The 17,344-nt window shown below is 59.6% G+C and carries 18 protein-coding genes; 6 read left to right on the top strand and 12 right to left on the bottom strand.

Annotated features, from left to right (window positions below; all coding sequences use genetic code 11):
• Positions 1–173: 173 nt before the first annotated feature.
• Complete coding sequence (locus AACY52_RS02920; RefSeq protein ID WP_339416196.1) at positions 174–371, bottom strand: hypothetical protein; 198 nt, start codon at positions 369–371, stop codon at positions 174–176.
• 168 nt (positions 372–539) lie between these two features.
• Positions 540–800 (bottom strand): imm11 family protein, encoded by a 261-nt coding sequence (locus tag AACY52_RS02915; RefSeq protein WP_339416194.1) that lies wholly within the window; start codon positions 798–800, stop codon positions 540–542.
• Positions 801–1,060: 260 nt separating this feature from the next.
• Here AACY52_RS02915 and AACY52_RS02910 point away from each other — a divergent pair, with 260 nt between their 5' ends.
• Positions 1,061–1,666 (top strand): cysteine hydrolase, encoded by a 606-nt coding sequence (locus tag AACY52_RS02910; protein WP_339416192.1) that lies wholly within the window; start codon positions 1,061–1,063, stop codon positions 1,664–1,666.
• Between the two features lie 70 nt (positions 1,667–1,736).
• Here the strand turns inward: AACY52_RS02910 and AACY52_RS02905 are convergent, their stop codons facing one another.
• The 6 genes from AACY52_RS02905 to pstS all read right to left on the bottom strand — a co-directional run bounded on the left by AACY52_RS02905 (position 1,737) and on the right by pstS (position 6,852).
• Positions 1,737–2,327 (bottom strand): hypothetical protein, encoded by a 591-nt coding sequence (locus AACY52_RS02905; RefSeq protein ID WP_339416191.1) that lies wholly within the window; start codon positions 2,325–2,327, stop codon positions 1,737–1,739.
• Complete coding sequence (locus AACY52_RS02900) at positions 2,327–3,025, bottom strand: hypothetical protein (protein WP_339416190.1); 699 nt, start codon at positions 3,023–3,025, stop codon at positions 2,327–2,329. Before AACY52_RS02900 ends, AACY52_RS02905 begins: the two co-directional genes overlap by 1 nt.
• Before the next feature lie 27 nt (positions 3,026–3,052).
• Complete coding sequence (gene pstB, locus AACY52_RS02895) at positions 3,053–3,814, bottom strand: phosphate ABC transporter ATP-binding protein PstB (protein ID WP_339416337.1); 762 nt, start codon at positions 3,812–3,814, stop codon at positions 3,053–3,055.
• Between the two features lie 76 nt (positions 3,815–3,890).
• Entirely contained in the window at positions 3,891–4,784 is an 894-nt protein-coding gene (gene pstA / locus AACY52_RS02890; protein WP_339416188.1) for a phosphate ABC transporter permease PstA, read from the bottom strand.
• The gene (pstC, locus tag AACY52_RS02885) at positions 4,781–5,749 is read right to left on the bottom strand and encodes a phosphate ABC transporter permease subunit PstC (protein ID WP_339427542.1); all 969 of its coding nucleotides are present in this window, start codon (positions 5,747–5,749) and stop codon (positions 4,781–4,783) included. The genes pstA and pstC overlap by 4 nt, the downstream gene beginning before the upstream one ends.
• A 74-nt stretch (positions 5,750–5,823) precedes the next feature.
• Positions 5,824–6,852: a phosphate ABC transporter substrate-binding protein PstS gene (gene pstS, locus AACY52_RS02880; RefSeq protein WP_339416185.1), complete on the bottom strand. Its 1,029-nt coding sequence runs from the start codon at positions 6,850–6,852 to the stop codon at positions 5,824–5,826.
• 184 nt (positions 6,853–7,036) lie between these two features.
• Between pstS and ppk2 the strand changes: the two genes are divergently transcribed.
• Positions 7,037–7,954 (top strand): polyphosphate kinase 2, encoded by a 918-nt coding sequence (gene ppk2, locus AACY52_RS02875; protein WP_339560234.1) that lies wholly within the window; start codon positions 7,037–7,039, stop codon positions 7,952–7,954.
• On the opposite strand, the gene AACY52_RS02870 is transcribed toward ppk2, so the two are convergent.
• The 4 genes from AACY52_RS02870 to AACY52_RS02855 all read right to left on the bottom strand — a co-directional run bounded on the left by AACY52_RS02870 (position 7,951) and on the right by AACY52_RS02855 (position 13,072).
• On the bottom strand, positions 7,951–9,069 hold the full coding sequence (locus AACY52_RS02870) for an acyl-CoA dehydrogenase family protein (protein ID WP_339416183.1): 1,119 nt from the start codon (positions 9,067–9,069) through the stop codon (positions 7,951–7,953). The two genes, ppk2 and AACY52_RS02870, sit on opposite strands and share 4 nt — an antisense overlap.
• A gap of 32 nt (positions 9,070–9,101) precedes the next feature.
• Positions 9,102–9,881: a GNAT family N-acyltransferase gene (locus AACY52_RS02865; RefSeq protein ID WP_339560233.1), complete on the bottom strand. Its 780-nt coding sequence runs from the start codon at positions 9,879–9,881 to the stop codon at positions 9,102–9,104.
• Positions 9,882–10,091: 210 nt separating this feature from the next.
• Entirely contained in the window at positions 10,092–12,155 is a 2,064-nt protein-coding gene (gene treS / locus AACY52_RS02860) for a maltose alpha-D-glucosyltransferase (RefSeq protein ID WP_339416180.1), read from the bottom strand.
• A 149-nt stretch (positions 12,156–12,304) separates the two neighbouring features.
• The gene (locus AACY52_RS02855; protein ID WP_339416179.1) at positions 12,305–13,072 is read right to left on the bottom strand and encodes an AraC family transcriptional regulator; all 768 of its coding nucleotides are present in this window, start codon (positions 13,070–13,072) and stop codon (positions 12,305–12,307) included.
• A 187-nt stretch (positions 13,073–13,259) separates the two neighbouring features.
• Between AACY52_RS02855 and AACY52_RS02850 the strand changes: the two genes are divergently transcribed.
• From AACY52_RS02850 to AACY52_RS02830, 4 genes are all read left to right on the top strand, one after another.
• Positions 13,260–13,430 (top strand): hypothetical protein, encoded by a 171-nt coding sequence (locus AACY52_RS02850; protein ID WP_339416343.1) that lies wholly within the window; start codon positions 13,260–13,262, stop codon positions 13,428–13,430.
• A 12-nt stretch (positions 13,431–13,442) separates the two neighbouring features.
• Positions 13,443–14,369, top strand: a complete 927-nt coding sequence (locus AACY52_RS02845) for a 4-hydroxyproline epimerase (RefSeq protein ID WP_339416178.1) — start codon at positions 13,443–13,445, stop codon at positions 14,367–14,369.
• A gap of 42 nt (positions 14,370–14,411) precedes the next feature.
• Entirely contained in the window at positions 14,412–15,359 is a 948-nt protein-coding gene (locus AACY52_RS02840; protein ID WP_339560232.1) for a dihydrodipicolinate synthase family protein, read from the top strand.
• A gap of 61 nt (positions 15,360–15,420) precedes the next feature.
• Positions 15,421–17,325 carry an FAD-dependent oxidoreductase gene (locus tag AACY52_RS02830; RefSeq protein ID WP_370468002.1) on the top strand — a complete coding sequence of 635 codons (1,905 nt, stop codon included), beginning with the start codon at positions 15,421–15,423 and terminating at the stop codon, positions 17,323–17,325.
• The last annotated feature ends 19 nt before the right edge of the window (positions 17,326–17,344 follow it).

The following is a 17,344-nucleotide window of genomic DNA, read 5'->3' as shown; positions in this document are numbered from 1 at the left end:
ATTTGCTCTTCTCTGGCGTATTGGCCGCAGTGGCTAGTGGATACTTGGCAGGTACATCCACACTTCGAATTCGAGGCCGCCGTCGAAGCCTTGCTCCACTGAGGTTTCATAGCGCTCAACGTGCAAACAACAATCCCGACGCAAACGTCGGGATTGTTGTTCTGAGAGGCCGATCAGTTGTCGGGATGCTCGCTCGCTACCGAATCGGCAGCATCCACGTCAGACATATCTTCTTCAAGAGGTGCCTCGTCGTCCGGCGGCAGCGGGATGTTGTCCCCATCACGCTTCGGGTCGTACCCTGCTTCATTATCTGTGCCGCGGGTTACGTCCTGCTGTGAAATGTTCCCGGGGGCGTTTCTGTCGATTTCCATGCTGGCTCTCCGTTCTAGGCTCGGAACATCCGCGCGTCAACATAAGAGTGGGCCGGTCACGGCGAGTGCCAAGGCCTGGACGAACGGTGACGTCAGGTTCCTCGATAATGAATTGCTCCAGCTACCTACACGCACTGTTTTAGACCATCACTTGTGCGGCCAGGTGCTTCAGGCATTCCCACCTATGTCGTCACCCGACACGGACTCAAAGAGCATCCCCACGGCACCGACCGTCTCCAGCCGGTGCTTGACCTCTTCACTGACGACTATCGCGCCCGAATATTTTTTCACTCTGAAAATGTGCTGATCGCCGATTTTTCCAGGGTTAATCACAAGCCGGGTGAATGCTCGATACTCACCCGCCAGATCGGGTCTTACAGGGTCATTGGGTTCGAACTTCTTGAAGTTAGATCGTCGCCAAGCGTCCATTTTTCCGCCATCATCATGTCCTGCCTGAGCCAGTAAGACTTCACACGTATTCTCCAATAGCCCTTTTTATTAACCGAGCGCAGCTTAAAAGGATCACTTCGCTAAGACAGCGTGACTCAAAAATCTGTTCCGACGGACGCAGATATGCTCAGATGGCTCTACGCTCCCAACGCATCATCTTATGCGTCGACGTCCCCCACTCACCGTGTGGTGAGTCATTGGCGTTGAACACCAGCCGCTCCCTTATTTGGAGACTCACCATGAACCCACACGCCACCGCCCTTGTCTTGATCGAATTCCAGAACGATTTCACCACCCCTGGTGGCGTGTTCCATGACGCAGTCAAAGAGGTGATGCACCAGTCAGACATGCTGGCCAACACTGCAACCACCGTGCAGCAAGCGCGCAAGCTGGGCGTGAAGATCATCCACCTGCCGATCCAGTTCGCCGAGGGCTATCCGGAGCTGACAACACGCGATTACGGGATTCTCAAGGGTGTCGCCGACGGCAGCGCCTTTCGCACCGGCAGTTGGGGTGCAGAGATCACCGACGCCGTGACGCGTGAGCCCGGCGATATTCTCGTGGAAGGCAAGCGCGGACTGGATGGCTTTGCCACCACCGGCCTGGACCTTGTGCTACGCAACAATGGCATCCAGAACCTGGTGGTGGCGGGGTTTCTAACCAATTGCTGTGTCGAAGGCACGGTTCGATCAGGTTATGAGAAGGGCTACAACGTAGTGACCTTGACCGACTGCACGGCGACGTTCACCGATGAGCAACAAAAGGCCGCTGAAAACTTCACGTTGCCGATGTTTTCGCAGGCATTGCGGCATACCGCGTTTCTCGGGGCGTTGAGCGCCGAATAAGCAAAAAGGGGGCGACGGATTAATCAGCCGCCCCCTTTGCTTAACGCTCGGCATGCACCGCCGTTCCAACTTATCCGTTTAACGTCAGCCCCCGATAAGCCGGCACTGGCAGCTTGTGCCTCTGCGGTTGTTGCCGGGCGAGTTGTGCCTGCAGGTGTGCGACGGCATCCAGCACGCGTTGCGCCCATTGCTCGTCTTCCGGGTCCACGACCACGACGCGGAAACCGTGATCGACACCTTCAAGCTGAACGCCCTCGGAATCATCGACATGCAAGTCGATGTCGAACGCCGACGGCAATTTTGACGGAGTATTCAACAGTCCGCGCTCGGTGAGAGCCTGGTTGTGCCGCACGCTGTTGACCACGCCGTCGACGTGGATGCCATACAGCAACAACCAGCGACGTATGTAGGACGGGGTGCGACCGGATGAGGTGTAGACCCAGACGCTGCAGCCTTGGCGACGCAGTTCCCGGGTCAGTGCGCGGGTTCCGCTGCGCAGCGGCTCGCCCAGCCATCGGTGCACACACGCCGGCAAACGGCTGTGTTCGGCCGCGCTGTGGTGAAGCTGGCAAGCCAGCGTGTCATCGATATCGAACGAGATACGGATGCGCTGGCGCTTGAACACATGCTTGATTGTATCGAGCACTGGATACGTTCCCATTAATGCCCCCCCTGATGGACGGGCGCTGGTGTGTCGCTCAGGAAAAACTCCATTGGATCAGGGGCCTTATCTTCCAGGAACGCGGCATACTTTTTCTTGATCTTGGGCAACTCATACAGCGCCATGACGCCATGCTTGGCGGAGTTGCGTATAACCGAGGACGGGTTGAAGTAGCCCTCGGCGTTGTCCAGTGTCAATACGAAGGGCGGCAACCCCTCGCGCATCAGCAGGTAGCTGACGATCAGCGACCCACTGCGGTGATTGCCTTCAATGAACAATTGCGGCTTGCTGAGGACTCGCACGTAGACACCCGCTGCGCGCTTCCACACCGATTCACTGTGGTGCTTGCAGTACCAGTTATACAAGTCCTTGATGCCGCCCTCGACATTGTTGAAAAAATGCACTTCGGTAGCCAGCAGGTGCTGTGCGTATTCCTGCCGGCGTAGCGGGTCTTTGCCACAAAGCACGGTGGCATTGATCTCCAGCATCAGGTTCAGTTGCTGAAGGTCGAACAGGTCGACACCCCGCGCCACATAGTCGTCAATCAGGGCATAGCCATCAAGCACATTCTGCAGCACTTCGTCTGTCAGCGGGTCGCGTGGCTCGGTAAAGTCCTGGCTGAGCTGGGCAAAACGGCTCTGTACCTTACGCAGTGCGCGTTCGATCGCGGGCAAATCAAGACGACGTGTTGCAGTCATTGGCAATCCTGAAAAACGGTGCATGGGTCAGCTGAACTTGCCGCTGATGTAATCCCCGGTCATTTGTTCACGCGGATTCTCGAAAATCTGCGCGGTGGGGCCCATTTCCACCAGATAGCCGGTGCGGGTGCCCTGGGAGATGTCCACCGAAAAAAACGCGGTGGTATCTGCCACACGAATCGCCTGCTGCATGTTGTGCGTCACCAGGGCGATGGTGTAATCCTTCTTCAACTCAACCATCAGCTCCTCGACCCGGCGAGTGGCAATCGGGTCAAGCGCCGAGCACGGCTCATCCAGCAACAATACTTCCGGCTCGGTGGCGATGGCGCGGGCGATACACAGGCGTTGCTGCTGGCCGCCGGAGAGCGACAGGCCGCTGACCTTGAGCTTGTCCTTGACCTCATCCCACAAGGCAGCGCCTTGCAGCGCGTGCTTGACGCGGTCGCCGATGTCGCCCTTGTAGCGGTTGAGGCGCAGGCCAAAGGCTACGTTGTCGAAAATGCTCATCGAGAACGGGTTCGGCTGTTGGAACACCATGCCGATGTAGCGGCGCACGACCACCGGGTCAACGCCCTTGCCATACACGTCCTGGCCCAGGAAATGCACGTGGCCTTCGAAGCGGAAGCCCTTAACCAGGTCGTTCATGCGGTTGAGGCTACGCAACACGGTTGATTTGCCACAGCCGGACGGGCCGATAAAGCCAGTGATCTTGTTTTTCTCGATCGGCACATGGCTATCACGCACCGCCATGAAGTTGCCGTAGAAAATCTTGTCCAGCTTGCAGTCCATGACCACAGGCGCCTGGGTGATAAACGGAGCGGCTATTTGCGCAGATGATACGTTCAAAATACAGGTGCTCCCGTTCTTAATACTTGGGCTTGCCGAAAATACGGCTCACGATATTCACGACCAGCACGATCATCACCAGCACCAACGAGGCCGCCCATGCGAGCTCAAGCTGGTTGTCGAAGGGCATGCCGGAGAAGTTGTAGATAAGCACGGCAAGGGAGGCCGTCGGGTTCATCACCGCCAGGCTGCCGTCGTGGTAGATCCAGTAGTTGCTGAACAGCGCAGTGAACAACAGCGGCGCGGTTTCGCCGGCGGCGCGGGCCACGGCGAGCATAACGCCGGTAAGGATCGCTGGCATGCCGGTGGGCAAGACGATTTTCCAGATCACCTGCGAACGGGTGCAGCCCATACCGTAGGCGGCATCCTTCATGATCTTGGGCACCATCCTCATCGACTCTTCAGCCGTCAGTACCACGATTGGCAGCATCAGCACGGCCAGCGCAACGCCACCCGCCGGTGCCGAGTAAGTCCCGGTGGTCATCACCACCAGCGCGTAGGCAAACACACCCGCCAGGATCGAAGGCAAGCCGGTGAGCATTTTTGCGGCAAAGCGTGAGGCGTTCGCCAGCTTGCTGTCCGGGCCCAGTTCCGCCAGGAAAATCGCCGCCATGATGCCGACTGGCACCGCGATCGCGGCAGCGATACCAACCATGACGAACGTACCTGCCATCGCGTTGCCGAAGCCACCGCCGGTCTCGAACCCAGTCGGTGGCAGCTCAGTGAACACTTCCAGGCTCAGGCGAGCGCCGCCGCGGGTGATCAGCATGTAGAGCACGGAAATCAGCGGCACACTCGCCAGCAATGCGCCGAACCACACCAAGGTGGTCAACACCAAGCTGCGCAACGCACGACCTTCGAACCGGCGCTGCAGGCTCGGCATGGCGGTGATAGGAGAAGAAAGGTCAGTCATTGCTTAGTACCCCGCTGGGCGTAGAGCATGATCATCGAGCCGATGATGTTCACCAGCAGCGTGATGAACATCAGCACCAGTGCGGCGTACATCAACACTTCGATCTCGTTCGGCCCGGCTTCGGGGAAGTTCAGCGCCAACAAGGCCGCCAGCGTATTGGCCGGTGCAAACAGAGAAAGGGAGATGTTGTTCGCGTTGCCGACCAGCATGGCCAGCGCCATGGTTTCACCCAATGCGCGGCCGAGGCCCAGTACCAGGGAACCAAAGATGCCGGTGGCGGCAGATGGCACCATCACCTTGAGAATCGCTTCCCAGTGGGTGGTGCCCATGCCGTAGGCAGCTTGCTTGGTTTTCATCGGCACAGCCGTGAGGGCGTCCTGGGAAACGGCGGCGATGGTCGGCAGAATCATGATGGCCAGTACCAGTGCTGCCGGTAACAGGCCCGGCCCGCTCAAGGAAGTGCCGAAAAAAGGAATCCAGCCGAGTTCGGTATTCAGCCACGCCGTCAGCGGGCGGATGGCCGGGATCACCACATAAATGCCCCAAAGGCCGTAAACGACGCTGGGGATCGCGGCGAGCAGTTCAACGATGGTGCGAAACACCGCCGCCAGCTTGGCCGGTAAAAAATCCTGGGTTAGGAAAATCGCCATGCTGACGCCGAAAAAACCTGCGATCAGCAACGCGATGAAGGCACTGTAAAGCGTGCCCCAAATAGCTGGCAGAATGCCGTATTTACCTTGATTTACGTCCCAGACACTGCCAAACAGCACATCAAAACCGTGCTTTTCCATGCCGGGAAGTGCCTTGCGCCCTACTTCGAACACCAGCGCAAAAACCAGCGCCAGCACCAGCACTACGCCTATGCGTGCAAGCGCACGGAAGGTGCGGTCAACCAGGAAGTCCTTCTTAGAAGGTGGCTGGCACGCAGAGTCCGGGTTAACCGGTACGACAAAAGGTGAGTTCATTGGCTAATTCCGGAACAAGAGGGGAACACGCCCGGCATGGCTGACAGCCCATGCCGGGGGTGGTCTGGCAAGCCTTACTGAATGTTGGCGGAAGCTTTGCGAACTTGATCGACAACCGATGGCGGCAGCGGGATGTAGCCCATCGAATCGGCAATTTTTTGGCCTTCGGTCAGGCTGTACTCGACCATTTCACGCATGGCCTTGGCTTTGGCCGGGCTCTCGTTTTTCTTGCGGAAGATCATCCAGGTGTAGGAAGTGATCGGGTAGGACTTGGCGCCATCCGGATCTGGCAGCCAGGCCACCAGGCTTTCCGGCATCTTCACCGCAGCCAGGGCTTCTGCACCGCTTTCGGCGTTAGGTACTACGTATTTACCGGCCTTGTTCTGCAACTGGGCGAAGTCAACCTTTGCCAGTTTGGCGAAGCCGTATTCGATGTAGCCGATTGCGCCTGGAGTCTGGCGAACGGTAGCGGTTACGCCATCGTTTTTCGGCGATTTGATGAATTTGTCGCTGGCTGGCCAGTTGACCGTGTTGCCTTCGCCCAAGTCCTTCTGGAACTCAGGGTTGATCGCAGACAAGTGCTTGGTGAACACAGCGGTGGTGCCGCTGGAGTCTGCACGCACAACGACGGTGATCGGCATGTCAGGCAGTTTCAGGCCTGGGTTGGCGGCGACGATCTTCGGATCGTTCCACTTGGTGATCTTGCCCAAGAAGATGTTGGAGTAAACATCGCGCGGCAACTTGAGTTCTTTAGGATTGCCCGGCAGGTTGAACGCCAACACGATCTCACCCGCGGTCATCGGCAGCAGCTGCACGCCTTCGGCCACCTTGGCAATGTCTTCGTCTTTCATTGCCGAGTCACTGGCGGCGAAATCGACGGTCTTGTTCAGGAAGTCCTGTACGCCCGCACCGCTGCCCTTGGACTGGTAGTCAACCGTGACACCTTCGGTCTTCTTGCTGAAGTCCTTGAACCAGGTGAGGTAGATAGGGGCCGGGAAACTTGCACCAGAACCTGTCAGGCGGACGCTTTCGGCGGCAAATACCGAGGTGGCGCTAAGAGAAACCGCGACGGCGAGTGCAGCAGACTTCATCAGACGTTTCATTCAGAAAATCCTTGTGATTACGGGCTCACGCACTCTGCAACATTCTTGTTACGGTTTTATGAATGCGGAATGGCAAAACGCCTTGTTGTCCCCCTCTCCCGCCGCAATAACGCATTTTGGTGTAATTGGCTCGTAACAAATTGCGTCTATGACTTTGCCATCTCCCACCACGCGAGTTCGGCCCATGTCCTCAGTAGAAGACGCCTTGATGCAGCGCATCCACCGTGAACTGCTTGATCACAGTGATGAAGAGCTGGAACTGGAATTAGCCGAAGATGGCCATGACCTGAATGCGCTGTTCGACGAGCACGTCGGTGAGAGCTGCGAAAAAGCAGCCCGCAGGATTTATTTCAGCGAACTGTTCCGCCTGCAGGGCGAACTGGTGAAATTGCAGAGCTGGGTGGTGAAAACCGGCCACAAGGTGGTGATTCTATTCGAAGGGCGTGATGCCGCCGGCAAAGGTGGCGTGATCAAACGCATCACCCAGCGCCTGAACCCCAGGGTTTGCCGGGTTGCCGCCTTGCCTGCGCCGAATGACCGCGAACAGACCCAGTGGTACTTCCAGCGTTATGTTTCACATTTGCCGGCGGCCGGCGAAATCGTGCTGTTCGACCGCAGCGGGCACAACCGCGCGGGTGTCGAGCAAGTCATGGGGTTTTGCAACGACGAACAATACGAAGAGTTCTTCCGCACCGTACCGGAGTTCGAGCGCATGCTCGCCCGCTCCGGTATCCAACTGATCAAGTACTGGTTTTCGATTTCTGACCAGGAACAGCACCTGCGCTTTCTCAGCCGCATTCATGACCCGCTCAAGCAGTGGAAACTCAGCCCCATGGACCTGGAGTCGCGTCGGCGCTGGGAAGCCTATACCAAAGCCAAGGAAGTCATGCTCGAACGCACCCACATCGCCGAAGCCCCGTGGTGGGTGGTGCAGGCCGATGACAAGAAGAAAGCGCGGCTCAACTGCATCCATCACTTGCTCGGGCAGATGCCGTATGAAGAAGTCGAGCTGCCGGTGATCGAACTGCCGCGGCGTGTGCGCCAGGAAGATTATTCGCGCAGCCCGACGCCACCGGAACTCATCGTGCCACAACGGTACTAGCTCAGTTGCTCACACAAGAACGGCACACTGGCAAGCCTGGACGTGGGGTGAAATGCCAGTACCCGCGTTGCAACCAACAGGTAAGCGACCTCCTCGGATGACATGAACGCCATGCCTCCGAGGATTTCGAACGCACGCGTGCTGATGCGATTGATCGCCTCCTGCACGGCAAACCGGGTGGCCTGCGCGCGCGCCAGGTCAGCGCGCAGAAAGCGGTTCTGATCGATCGACACCGCCAGGCCGCGCACAGCCATGGAGGCGCCCTGCAGATCAATCAGCAACATCGCGCGATCATCCTGCGAGCCTTTGTTGGATGACAATGCCCTGGATGCCAATGCAGACGCCATGCCCAGATAAGACGCCGAGACAAGCAACTGGAACCAGATGGCAAACAGGTGTTCACCGGTACCCTGTTGAACATCGTCCAACTGATTATCGACGGCTTTGCTGAAGTACATCATCGACTCTGGCACCAGCAGATTATTGAAGATCACTTCATGGCTGTCGGCTGCCTGCAAGTGCTGTACCGACCAGAACTTTTTGCGTTGGATATTCGGGTCACCCGCCAGCCCCATACCGATGCCGATATGGGTTTTACCTTCAGGGTCGAGGTAGTTGACGCCAAACGTGATCGCGTCGAAGTGATGCGTCATCGTGCACGGCTTTTTGCTGCCGCTTACCACGTAGCCCGCCGCTGTCTTCTCAACGGATAACGTGGATTCCAGGATATTGGCGTGCGCCCGCCCCTCGGAAAATCCCGAGGCGACCAGCAGGCTGTCGCGTGCAATCACGCTTAACAGCCCTTGAATGTCGGGGAAAAACTGATTCGCCGCCATCATGCCGGCAACGGTATGGTGATGCATCGTCATCATCACCGCCAGGGAAGGACAATGCGCGCCGACCCACGTATGGACCTGTGCCAGGTTCGCCGCGCTGACACCCCCACCGCCCAATGCTCGGGCAATGGATAGCCCGGGAGCACCCAACGTACGAAACAGCGTCGCCAGTTGTTTGGACGCTCCCCGCTCAAGTTCAATTAGTGAGGCGGCTTCGAGAACAGGCACTAACTCGGGAATACAGATTAACGCGGCAGCTCTTTCTTCTTTCAATACCATATTCATTAAACCCTTAAACTATCAACCGAGCCTCAAAACGACTGTGGCGGCTTCAAGTAATGCCGTGCATAACGACTGTCCAACTTCGACAGCGGCAATAACATAAAGAAGTCCGCAACGTTAAATTCTTTATCCCACGCAGGCGCACCACATACCCAGCCACCGCTGCGTAAATAACCTTTGAGCAACGGTGGTATGCGCGGTATATGCCCAGGCTCGAACGCATCAATAGGAAAGGGTATGTAGGGGAGTACCCGATAGTCGGCAGGCGCCAGATTTTCCGGAGTGAAACTGCGGTACAACGCTGCCGCATTGTGGCCCCCACCGGACAGGCTCACGCTCGCGCACCCCATCAAATGGTCGCAGCCCGCACGCTCCATATAACGCGCCAAGCCTGACCACAGCATCATGATCACACTGCCACTGCGGTACTCGGGGTGAACACACGCATGCATGGCTTCAACGGTTCTGGGGCGTAAGGACTTTAATCCACTGAGATCGAATTCTCTCTCCGAGTAATAGTGCCCCATGCTTTGCGCCGCTGCCGGGCCCATCAGGCGATAGGCGCCCACCACAGCCGAAGTCCGGGTGTCGCGAACCAGCAGGTGGTCGCAATAGTCATCGAACTCATCGGCGTTTAACGCCTCGGGGCTTGCCAGTGTGGACAGTTTAAACGTGTCGGTGAACACACGATGACGCAGACGTTGCACTTCACGTACTTCATCTTGAGTCGTGGCGAGACTGACCACTAACTGTGCACGTTGCTCGGGTGCAACTGAATGTTCATCACGGGAGACCGGCTGAGATCGCATTCCTGTTCCTTTGAGTCACCGCGCTATTAACCAGCACGTAGTAAGCAAGACACTAACATGCAGTTTTATATAGGCACGGTAAGGAAACTCTGAAAGCGTTCGCGATCTGTTAACGCCCTTCCCTTATAGTTAACATCACTTGCTCGCACTGTTGTGGTGAGCGGGCTTGCCGGCGCTGGGCAAGCCCGCTGACTACACGATGCGGCCACGTTAGAGGGGTGAACTGCTGACCACCCGCAGCGCCAACCCCTCATATGCGTCCAGGGTGATGGTGAACTCCCCCTCCGCCGTCAGATCCCCCTCAACCCGCTCATTGATGATATCCACCACCATCCCGGCAGCAATATCAGGCAAATGCAGGGTTTCGGTGATCGGCGTGGCGCCGAAGTTCAGCGCGGTGATTTGCGTGCCTTTACCGGCCGGCAATTCGTGAACCATCACCAGCAGCCCCGGGTTTTCGACTTCCGGCACCTGGATCTGGCGACTGGCAGCGATATCGTAGGCGCGGCGTACCGCGAGGATTTTCTGCAGTTGTGAAGCGAAGGACTCGGGGTCCTGCAGCTGACTGTTCAAGCTGCCGTAAAGGCTTTTCGAACGCGGCATTTGGCCGGCAGACAGCTGCGCCTCGGGGTTCAAATCCACCAGGTCATACGCACCGCGATGAATCCAGCGCGTATCGCCATCGCGCATCAGATGCTCGACTTCTTCGGCCGCCAGCGGCAGCGCGCCGACCAGGTCCCAGCCGGACAAGGCAAACACCCCAGGCTGCATCGCGTTGTACATCACCAGCAGCAGATGGATCTGGCGGATCTGCTGGATGTCCGCCGGGGTAATCGCGTCGAGGTCACGAATCCCCAGCGCCGCCGTGATGATGCTGGCGGTGGTGCACGACACGCCATTGGTCACGAACTTGAGGTTGTACGGCGCATGCTCGCCGGCCAGGCGTTCGTACATCTGCTCGCGAATGTGCTCGCGCAGGATATTGCCGGGAAAGGTCTGGCCCTGGTAAAGGAAGGTGTCATGGGCATGCAAGGTCCAGAAATGCACCAGTTCCAGGGTCAGTTCATCGTGGTTCTGCAACGCGTGGATCAGCGAGCCGGGGTCGATGCCCTGGTGGTGCATCTCGCGCAGCATCAAGCGCAGAAACTCGGCGTCGCCCATCAACAGCGCATGCTGGTACGCCGGGCGGGTAATGAAGTCATAGGACAGGTCGGCACCGCCATGGGACATGGAGGCGATGTCATCCACAGTGAGGTTCAGCTCCTGGAAGCTGAAACCGCCTGCCTTGCGGATCGCGCCGCCCAACAACTGGTTGCCGGTGATCGACAGCGGATGGCTCTCGGACCACGCCGTGCCATCCAGCTTGCGCTCTACACCGAGGAAGCCGTTGGCGTCCAGGCGCAGGATCTTTGCGCCCATCACGTCAATGGCATGCAGCGCATCGCCGATGATCATCTGCTGCGCGGCAAAGGTCGGGTCCAGCCAATTCAGCGAAGGCTGGCCTTCCTTGAAGTAATGCAGGTACACCCAGCGACGCGGCTTGCCATCCACGCCCAGCACGACATTGGTTGCACTCCAGTCGGTTTCCTTGACGCCGGGTTCGAAGAAAATCACCCGCTGCAACTGGCCGACGATGTAGTGTTTGTCACGCAACGCATCGACCTGCACTGGGCTGAGGTTCTGCGCATCGCGCCCCTCGACCACGTCGGGCAGCAACGGCCAGTCTTCTTCGCGGATTTCCACCATGTGGAAAAGGCCGGGATAGTCCTCGTACGCCATCTCGGCCAAGCGAAAGTCCGCGCCCTTGCCGGTGTGGGACGGGATCACATCGTCGATGATCACCGCATTGTGCGCCGCCGCCATGCGCGTCAACGCCTGTAACTGCGCTTCGGTGCCCAATTCAGGGTCGATTTCAAAGCTGATACGGTCGAAATTGCCATCAATGGTCGGCGTGTGCTCGGTACCGCTCAGTCCGCCAGACTTCTTCAGCGGGCCGTTGTGTATACCTTGAATGCCGATCTTCGACAGGGCGTGCCACAGCGCCTCATCCCCCAGCGCCTCCAGCACCGTGCCACCCTCGCGGGTCACAATCGAGGCCGGGTAGGCGGTGAACCACACCGACGACAAAGCCGTGGCATCACGGGGCCGGGTCTGTGCGTAAGGCTGCTGCCACAACCGCCCCTGCCCCGAATAGAGCTTGGCGCGCTGGCGTGCCGCGTGCAGCATCGATTGTTCCACCAGCCAGTTCACATGGTTGTTTTCAGCCGCCGTCATAAGCCTGTTACCTGTCGTCGTGAAGCATTACTCGTGAACATATGAGGGTTGTGTGGGCCATTCGTTGCATTGGGATTAGCCCCCTGCCCACTTGAGCGAATTCTCTGCTTGGCAGGCAAGCCACCCACAGAAAAGCACCGTCTGGAGACTTAGCAGGTTTCCCTGTACTGCTTCGGCGTAAACCCTGTCGAGGCCTTGAACTGCCGGGTGAACGCGCTGTGGTCGGTATACCCGCACTGCAACGCGACTTCGGTAATCGGCATGTCGGTATGCAGCAACCGATGGGCGTGCTCCAGTCGCACTTTCTGGATCATTTGCCGAGGTGTCAGGTGGAACACGCGTTTGCAGTAACGCTCCAGCTGCGCGACAGAAATCCCGGCGATGCGTGTCAGTTCACCCAGCGTGACGCGGCGGTTGAAGTGCGCGCGGATATGCGCGTCCACGGCAGCCAGGCGTTGGTAGGTCGGGTGACTTTCGCTGGCGGTTTGCAGGTCTACGGAGATACCCGCCAGGCCAATGATCTCGCCCGCGTGGTTGTATAAAGGCCACTTGTGGGTCAAACACCAGCCGGGTTCTCGGGTGCCGTACAGGTGCAATTCAAGCTGGTCCCCCAGCACCAAGCCCTGCTCCAGCACGCGCCGGTCCTGTTCGGTGTAACCCGGTCCCAACTGCGCGGGGAAGACTTCAGCGCTGGTCTTGCCCAGCAGGGGTTGCAGGTGTTTGAGGCCGCAGCGTTGCACCAGGGTGCGGTTGGCGAGGACGTAACGGGCGTGGGTGTCCTTGATGAAAATCGCCGCATTGGGGATCACATCCAGCATCGGCAATAGCTGCATCACACCGGCCAATAATTGCTCGATAGTGTGGGGGCGACTCGCCTCGCTCCCTTGGCAAAGGGTCACAAACGCGCTCTGCATCATGACTGTCGCCCCACGCAAATTGCCTCGATGCGTAGCAGATTGCCCGATGCCCTGGGCGCTGTCGAGCGGTGCAAACTGTGCTGATTTCGTCACCGATGCGGGCAAAAAACATCAATAGTGCCGCCGTCCATGAGTTCATTGTAGGGCCACTGCATAACTATCCAATAACTCACAAGAAGGCGACGCTATGTCAGGTCAAGGCAAGTTCAAAATTGTCGTGCTGTTCACCTTCTTCAAGCCAGCGAACTTCCAGGTCCAGGGTTTCGCGCCGTTTCGCCTGTCGGGCATCGAGATGGCGGTGTCGGCCGGCGCGGTCGCCCCTGTCACCGTCGCCGCGCTGACCCCAGCCACCCATTGATTGGAGCGTTTTATGAAGCGATTGCATGTGATCGACTCCCACACTGGCGGCGAACCGACGCGCCTAGTGATGAGCGGCTTCCCTGCGCTGAACGGCGACACCATCGCTGAACAACGGGGGCACCTGCGTACCGAGCACGATCAATGGCGCCGCGCCTGCCTGCTGGAGCCGCGTGGCAATGACGTACTGGTCGGTGCGCTGTACTGCGAGCCCGTCACCCCCGGCGCGGTCTGTGGGGTGATCTTCTTCAACAACGCCGGCTACCTCGGCATGTGCGGCCACGGCACCATCGGCCTGGTCGCCTCCCTGCATCACTTGGGTCGCATCCAGCCCGGCGTACATACCATCGACACACCGGTCGGCCCGGTTGCGGCAACGTTGCACGAGGACGGCAGCGTGACCCTGCGCAACGTGCCCGCCTACCGTTTTCGCCAACAGGTGCCGGTGGACGTGCCGGGCCATGGCGTGGTCTACGGCGATATCGCCTGGGGCGGCAACTGGTTTTTCCTGGTGTCGCAGCACGGCCAGCTGTTGCAGATGGACAACGTCGACGCGCTGACCGATTACACCTGGGCAATGCTCAAGGCCCTTGAAGACCAGGGCATCCACGGTGAAGGCGGCGCGCTGATCGACCATATCGAACTGTTCGCCGACGACGACCTGGCCGACAGCCGCAACTTCGTGATATGCCCCGGCAAAGCTTACGACCGCTCACCCTGCGGCACCGGTACCAGCGCCAAGCTGGCCTGCCTGGCCGCCGATGGAAAACTCGCGCCCGGTGAAACCTGGACTCAAGCCAGCATCACCGGCAGCCAATTCGACGCTCGCTACGAATGGGACGGCGAGCGCATCCGCCCCTTCATCACCGGCAGCGCCTACATGACCGCCGACAGCACCTTGCTGATCGACGAGCGCGACCCTTTTGCCTGGGGCATATAAGCCCCGACCGTATTCAACTGATCGACTTCAGGAGTTAGAACAATGAGCGACAACATTTTCACCGGCTGCATCCCCGCCCTGATGACCCCGTGCACCGCTGAGCGCAAACCGGACTTCGACGCCTTGGTCGCCAAGGGCCGCGAGTTGATCGATATCGGCATGAGCGCCGTGGTGTACTGCGGCTCCATGGGCGACTGGCCGCTGCTGACCGAAGCGGAACGCCAGGAAGGCGTGGCACGCCTGGTGACGGCGGGCGTGCCGACCATCGTTGGCACTGGCGCAGTGAACAGCCGTGAAGCGGTAGCGCATGCGGCCCACGCCGCCAAAGTCGGCGCCCATGGCCTGATGGTGATCCCGCGCGTCCTGTCCCGAGGCGCCTGCGCCGCCGCGCAAAAGGCGCACTTCTCGGCAATCCTCAAGGCTGCGCCCAACCTGCCGGCGGTGATCTACAACAGCCCGTACTACGGCTTCGCCACCCGCGCCGACCTGTTCTTCGAACTGCGCCGCGAACACCCGAACCTGATCGGCTTCAAGGAATTCGGTGGCGCTGCCGACCTGCGCTACGCAGCCGAACACATCACCTCCCAGGACGATAACGTGACGCTGATGGTTGGCGTAGACACCCAGGTGGTGCACGGCTTCGTCAACTGCAACGCGACCGGCGCCATCACCGGTATCGGCAATGCACTGCCTCGGGAAGTTCTGCAACTGGTGGCGCTGAGCAAAAAAGCCGCCAAGGGCGATGCCAAGGCGCGCCGACAGGCCCGTGAACTGGAAGCCGCGCTGGCAGTGCTGTCATCGTTCGATGAAGGCTGCGACCTGGTGCTGTATTACAAGCACCTGATGGTGCTCAACGGCGACCAGGGCTACACGCTGCACTTCAACGAGACCGACGCCCTCAGCGACGCCCAGCGCCGTTACGCCGAGCACCAGTACGCGCTGTTCCGCCAGTGGTACGCCAACTGGTCAGCAGAACAGAACGTCGCCTGACCCCTTGCGCGCCGCTGTGGTTCTCGTAGCGGCCAAACCCACTTTTTTCCAGGACGATTCCATGACTCTGACGGGCAAGATGCTGATCGGTCAGCAACTCATTTGCGGCAATCGCGAAGCGATCCGGGCGATCAATCCCGCCACCCACGCAGCCCTGGAGCCCGCCTACCTGGGCGGCGACGGCGAACGCGGCCGCACCTGCGGGCAACTGCGCACCTTTGCCCGCACCGTGCGTGCCGGGGAATGGCTGGATGTGCGGGTAGATACCGCGCAGCCGCAGCGTCAGCCACTGCCTCGGCCAGACCTGCGTCAGCGCCACATCGCGTTGGGCCCGGTGGCCGGGTTTGGTGCAAGTAACTTTCCGCTGGCGTTTTCCGTGGCCGGTGGCGACACCGCTTCGGCACTGGCCGCCGGTTGTCCGGTAGTGGTCAAGGCCCATGGTGCTCACCCGGACACCAGTGGGGTGGTGGGCCGGGCGGTGGCGCAGGCGCGGCCCGAGCCGATTCCGGTGTATGCGCAAATGAGCTCGATCAACCCGGTGTACCTGTTCCCGGCAGCGCTGGCGGCTCGGAGTGAGGCACTGGCCCAGGGTTTTGTGAGTTCCTTGACCCAGGGGGCCGGACAATTTTGTACCAACCCAGGGCTGGTGATCGCGGTACAAGGGCCGGATCTGGATCGCTTCATCCGCAGGGCGGCTGATCGACTGCCGAACTGTGCAGCGCAGACCATGTCCGATCCCGATATCGTAGTGGTCGGCGCCGGCATTATCGGCGTCGCCTGTGCACTGCAACTGGCGCGTCAGGGCCGGCACGTGGTGGTGGTCGACCAGCAGGAACCCGGCATGGGCGCGTCCTATGGCAACGCCGGGCACCTGGCGACCGAACAGGTGTTTCCGATTGCCGACCTGTCGATCCTCAAACGCTTGCCCGGCATGCTGCTCGACCCCATGGGCCCGCTGCGCCTGGATTGGAAATACCTGCCGCGCGCCCTGCCCTGGTTCCTGCGCCTGTTATTGAACCTGCGCCCGGCCAGCTATCAGCGCACGGTCGCGGGTATCCGCGCGCTGAACGAGGGCAGCCAGGGCGCTTGGCAGCGCCTGCTGCACAGCATCGGGCGCCCGGAGTTGTTGCGCGAAGAGGGCTCACTGCTGATGTTTGAACGGGCGGATTCACGGGACGCCCTGGATGCCTTGCAGCAGCGTATGCAAGCGCAACAGGTGCCCGTCGCATTCTGGTCCGGCGACGCGATACGCCAGGCTGCACCGCAGTTGAGCGACAACATCCGAGGCGGGCTGTTCTTTCCCAGCACCGGGCACTTCCTTGACCCCTACCAAGTGGTGTGCGAACTGGTCCAGGCAGCCAAGGCCAGTGGCGTGCAATTCCTGAAGCGCCAGGTGCTGGATGGACGCTTGGAACAACACGGCGTCTCACTCACCACCGACCAAGGCCCGCTGACCGCACGGCAGGTGCTGGTCGCCTGCGGTGCCCACTCAGCCAAACTCACCGCCGCACTGACCGGTAAAAAAGTCCCGCTGGACACCGAGCGCGGCTATCACCTCATGCTGCCTCACGAACAGCAGCGCCTGCCGTTTGCCGTCACCTCCCTGGAACGCAAATTCATCCTGACGCCTATGGCCGACGGCCTGCGACTGGCCGGCACTGTGGAATTCGCCGGCCTCGACCGCCCGGCGAATATGGAGCGCGCCTGGCAGTTGCATCGGTTGAGTAAAGGGTTGTTTAGGCAGGACCTGAGTGCGGAAGGTGCAACGCCGTGGATGGGATTCCGGCCGTCGTTGCCGGATTCGCTGCCGGTGATTGACCGGGTCTGCGACGGGAAGGTGCTGCTTGCGTTTGGGCATCAGCATTTGGGGTTGACGCAGGCGGCGGTGACGGCGGAGATCGTTGGGGGGTTGGCGTCATCAACCCTTGTACCAACGCCCATGCCTTACGCTCTGAGCCGATTTTGATTGATGACCCCAAAATCAG

It is taken from the genome of Pseudomonas sp. EA_65y_Pfl1_P113 (assembly GCF_963970525.1).
GTDB lineage: Bacteria > Pseudomonadota > Gammaproteobacteria > Pseudomonadales > Pseudomonadaceae > Aquipseudomonas > Aquipseudomonas tritici.
Note: the sequence above shows the minus strand (reverse complement) of the source record. Positions and strands in the feature narration are given on the sequence as shown.

What these genes read in the sequence shown, in the direction of transcription:
- AACY52_RS02920 (WP_339416196.1), bottom strand. Translation starts at nt 371, where the DNA reads ATGGAAATCGACAGAAACGCCCCCGGGAACATTTCACAGCAGGACGTA.
- AACY52_RS02915 (WP_339416194.1), bottom strand. Translation starts at nt 800, where the DNA reads ATGGACGCTTGGCGACGATCTAACTTCAAGAAGTTCGAACCCAATGAC.
- AACY52_RS02910 (WP_339416192.1), top strand. Translation starts at nt 1,061, where the DNA reads ATGAACCCACACGCCACCGCCCTTGTCTTGATCGAATTCCAGAACGAT.
- AACY52_RS02905 (WP_339416191.1), bottom strand. Translation starts at nt 2,327, where the DNA reads ATGGGAACGTATCCAGTGCTCGATACAATCAAGCATGTGTTCAAGCGC.
- AACY52_RS02900 (WP_339416190.1), bottom strand. Translation starts at nt 3,025, where the DNA reads ATGACTGCAACACGTCGTCTTGATTTGCCCGCGATCGAACGCGCACTG.
- pstB (WP_339416337.1), bottom strand. Translation starts at nt 3,814, where the DNA reads ATGGACTGCAAGCTGGACAAGATTTTCTACGGCAACTTCATGGCGGTG.
- pstA (WP_339416188.1), bottom strand. Translation starts at nt 4,784, where the DNA reads ATGACTGACCTTTCTTCTCCTATCACCGCCATGCCGAGCCTGCAGCGC.
- pstC (WP_339427542.1), bottom strand. Translation starts at nt 5,749, where the DNA reads ATGAACTCACCTTTTGTCGTACCGGTTAACCCGGACTCTGCGTGCCAG.
- pstS (WP_339416185.1), bottom strand. Translation starts at nt 6,852, where the DNA reads ATGAAACGTCTGATGAAGTCTGCTGCACTCGCCGTCGCGGTTTCTCTT.
- ppk2 (WP_339560234.1), top strand. Translation starts at nt 7,037, where the DNA reads ATGTCCTCAGTAGAAGACGCCTTGATGCAGCGCATCCACCGTGAACTG.
- AACY52_RS02870 (WP_339416183.1), bottom strand. Translation starts at nt 9,069, where the DNA reads ATGGTATTGAAAGAAGAAAGAGCTGCCGCGTTAATCTGTATTCCCGAG.
- AACY52_RS02865 (WP_339560233.1), bottom strand. Translation starts at nt 9,881, where the DNA reads ATGCGATCTCAGCCGGTCTCCCGTGATGAACATTCAGTTGCACCCGAG.
- treS (WP_339416180.1), bottom strand. Translation starts at nt 12,155, where the DNA reads ATGACGGCGGCTGAAAACAACCATGTGAACTGGCTGGTGGAACAATCG.
- AACY52_RS02855 (WP_339416179.1), bottom strand. Translation starts at nt 13,072, where the DNA reads ATGATGCAGAGCGCGTTTGTGACCCTTTGCCAAGGGAGCGAGGCGAGT.
- AACY52_RS02850 (WP_339416343.1), top strand. Translation starts at nt 13,260, where the DNA reads ATGTCAGGTCAAGGCAAGTTCAAAATTGTCGTGCTGTTCACCTTCTTC.
- AACY52_RS02845 (WP_339416178.1), top strand. Translation starts at nt 13,443, where the DNA reads ATGAAGCGATTGCATGTGATCGACTCCCACACTGGCGGCGAACCGACG.
- AACY52_RS02840 (WP_339560232.1), top strand. Translation starts at nt 14,412, where the DNA reads ATGAGCGACAACATTTTCACCGGCTGCATCCCCGCCCTGATGACCCCG.
- AACY52_RS02830 (WP_370468002.1), top strand. Translation starts at nt 15,421, where the DNA reads ATGACTCTGACGGGCAAGATGCTGATCGGTCAGCAACTCATTTGCGGC.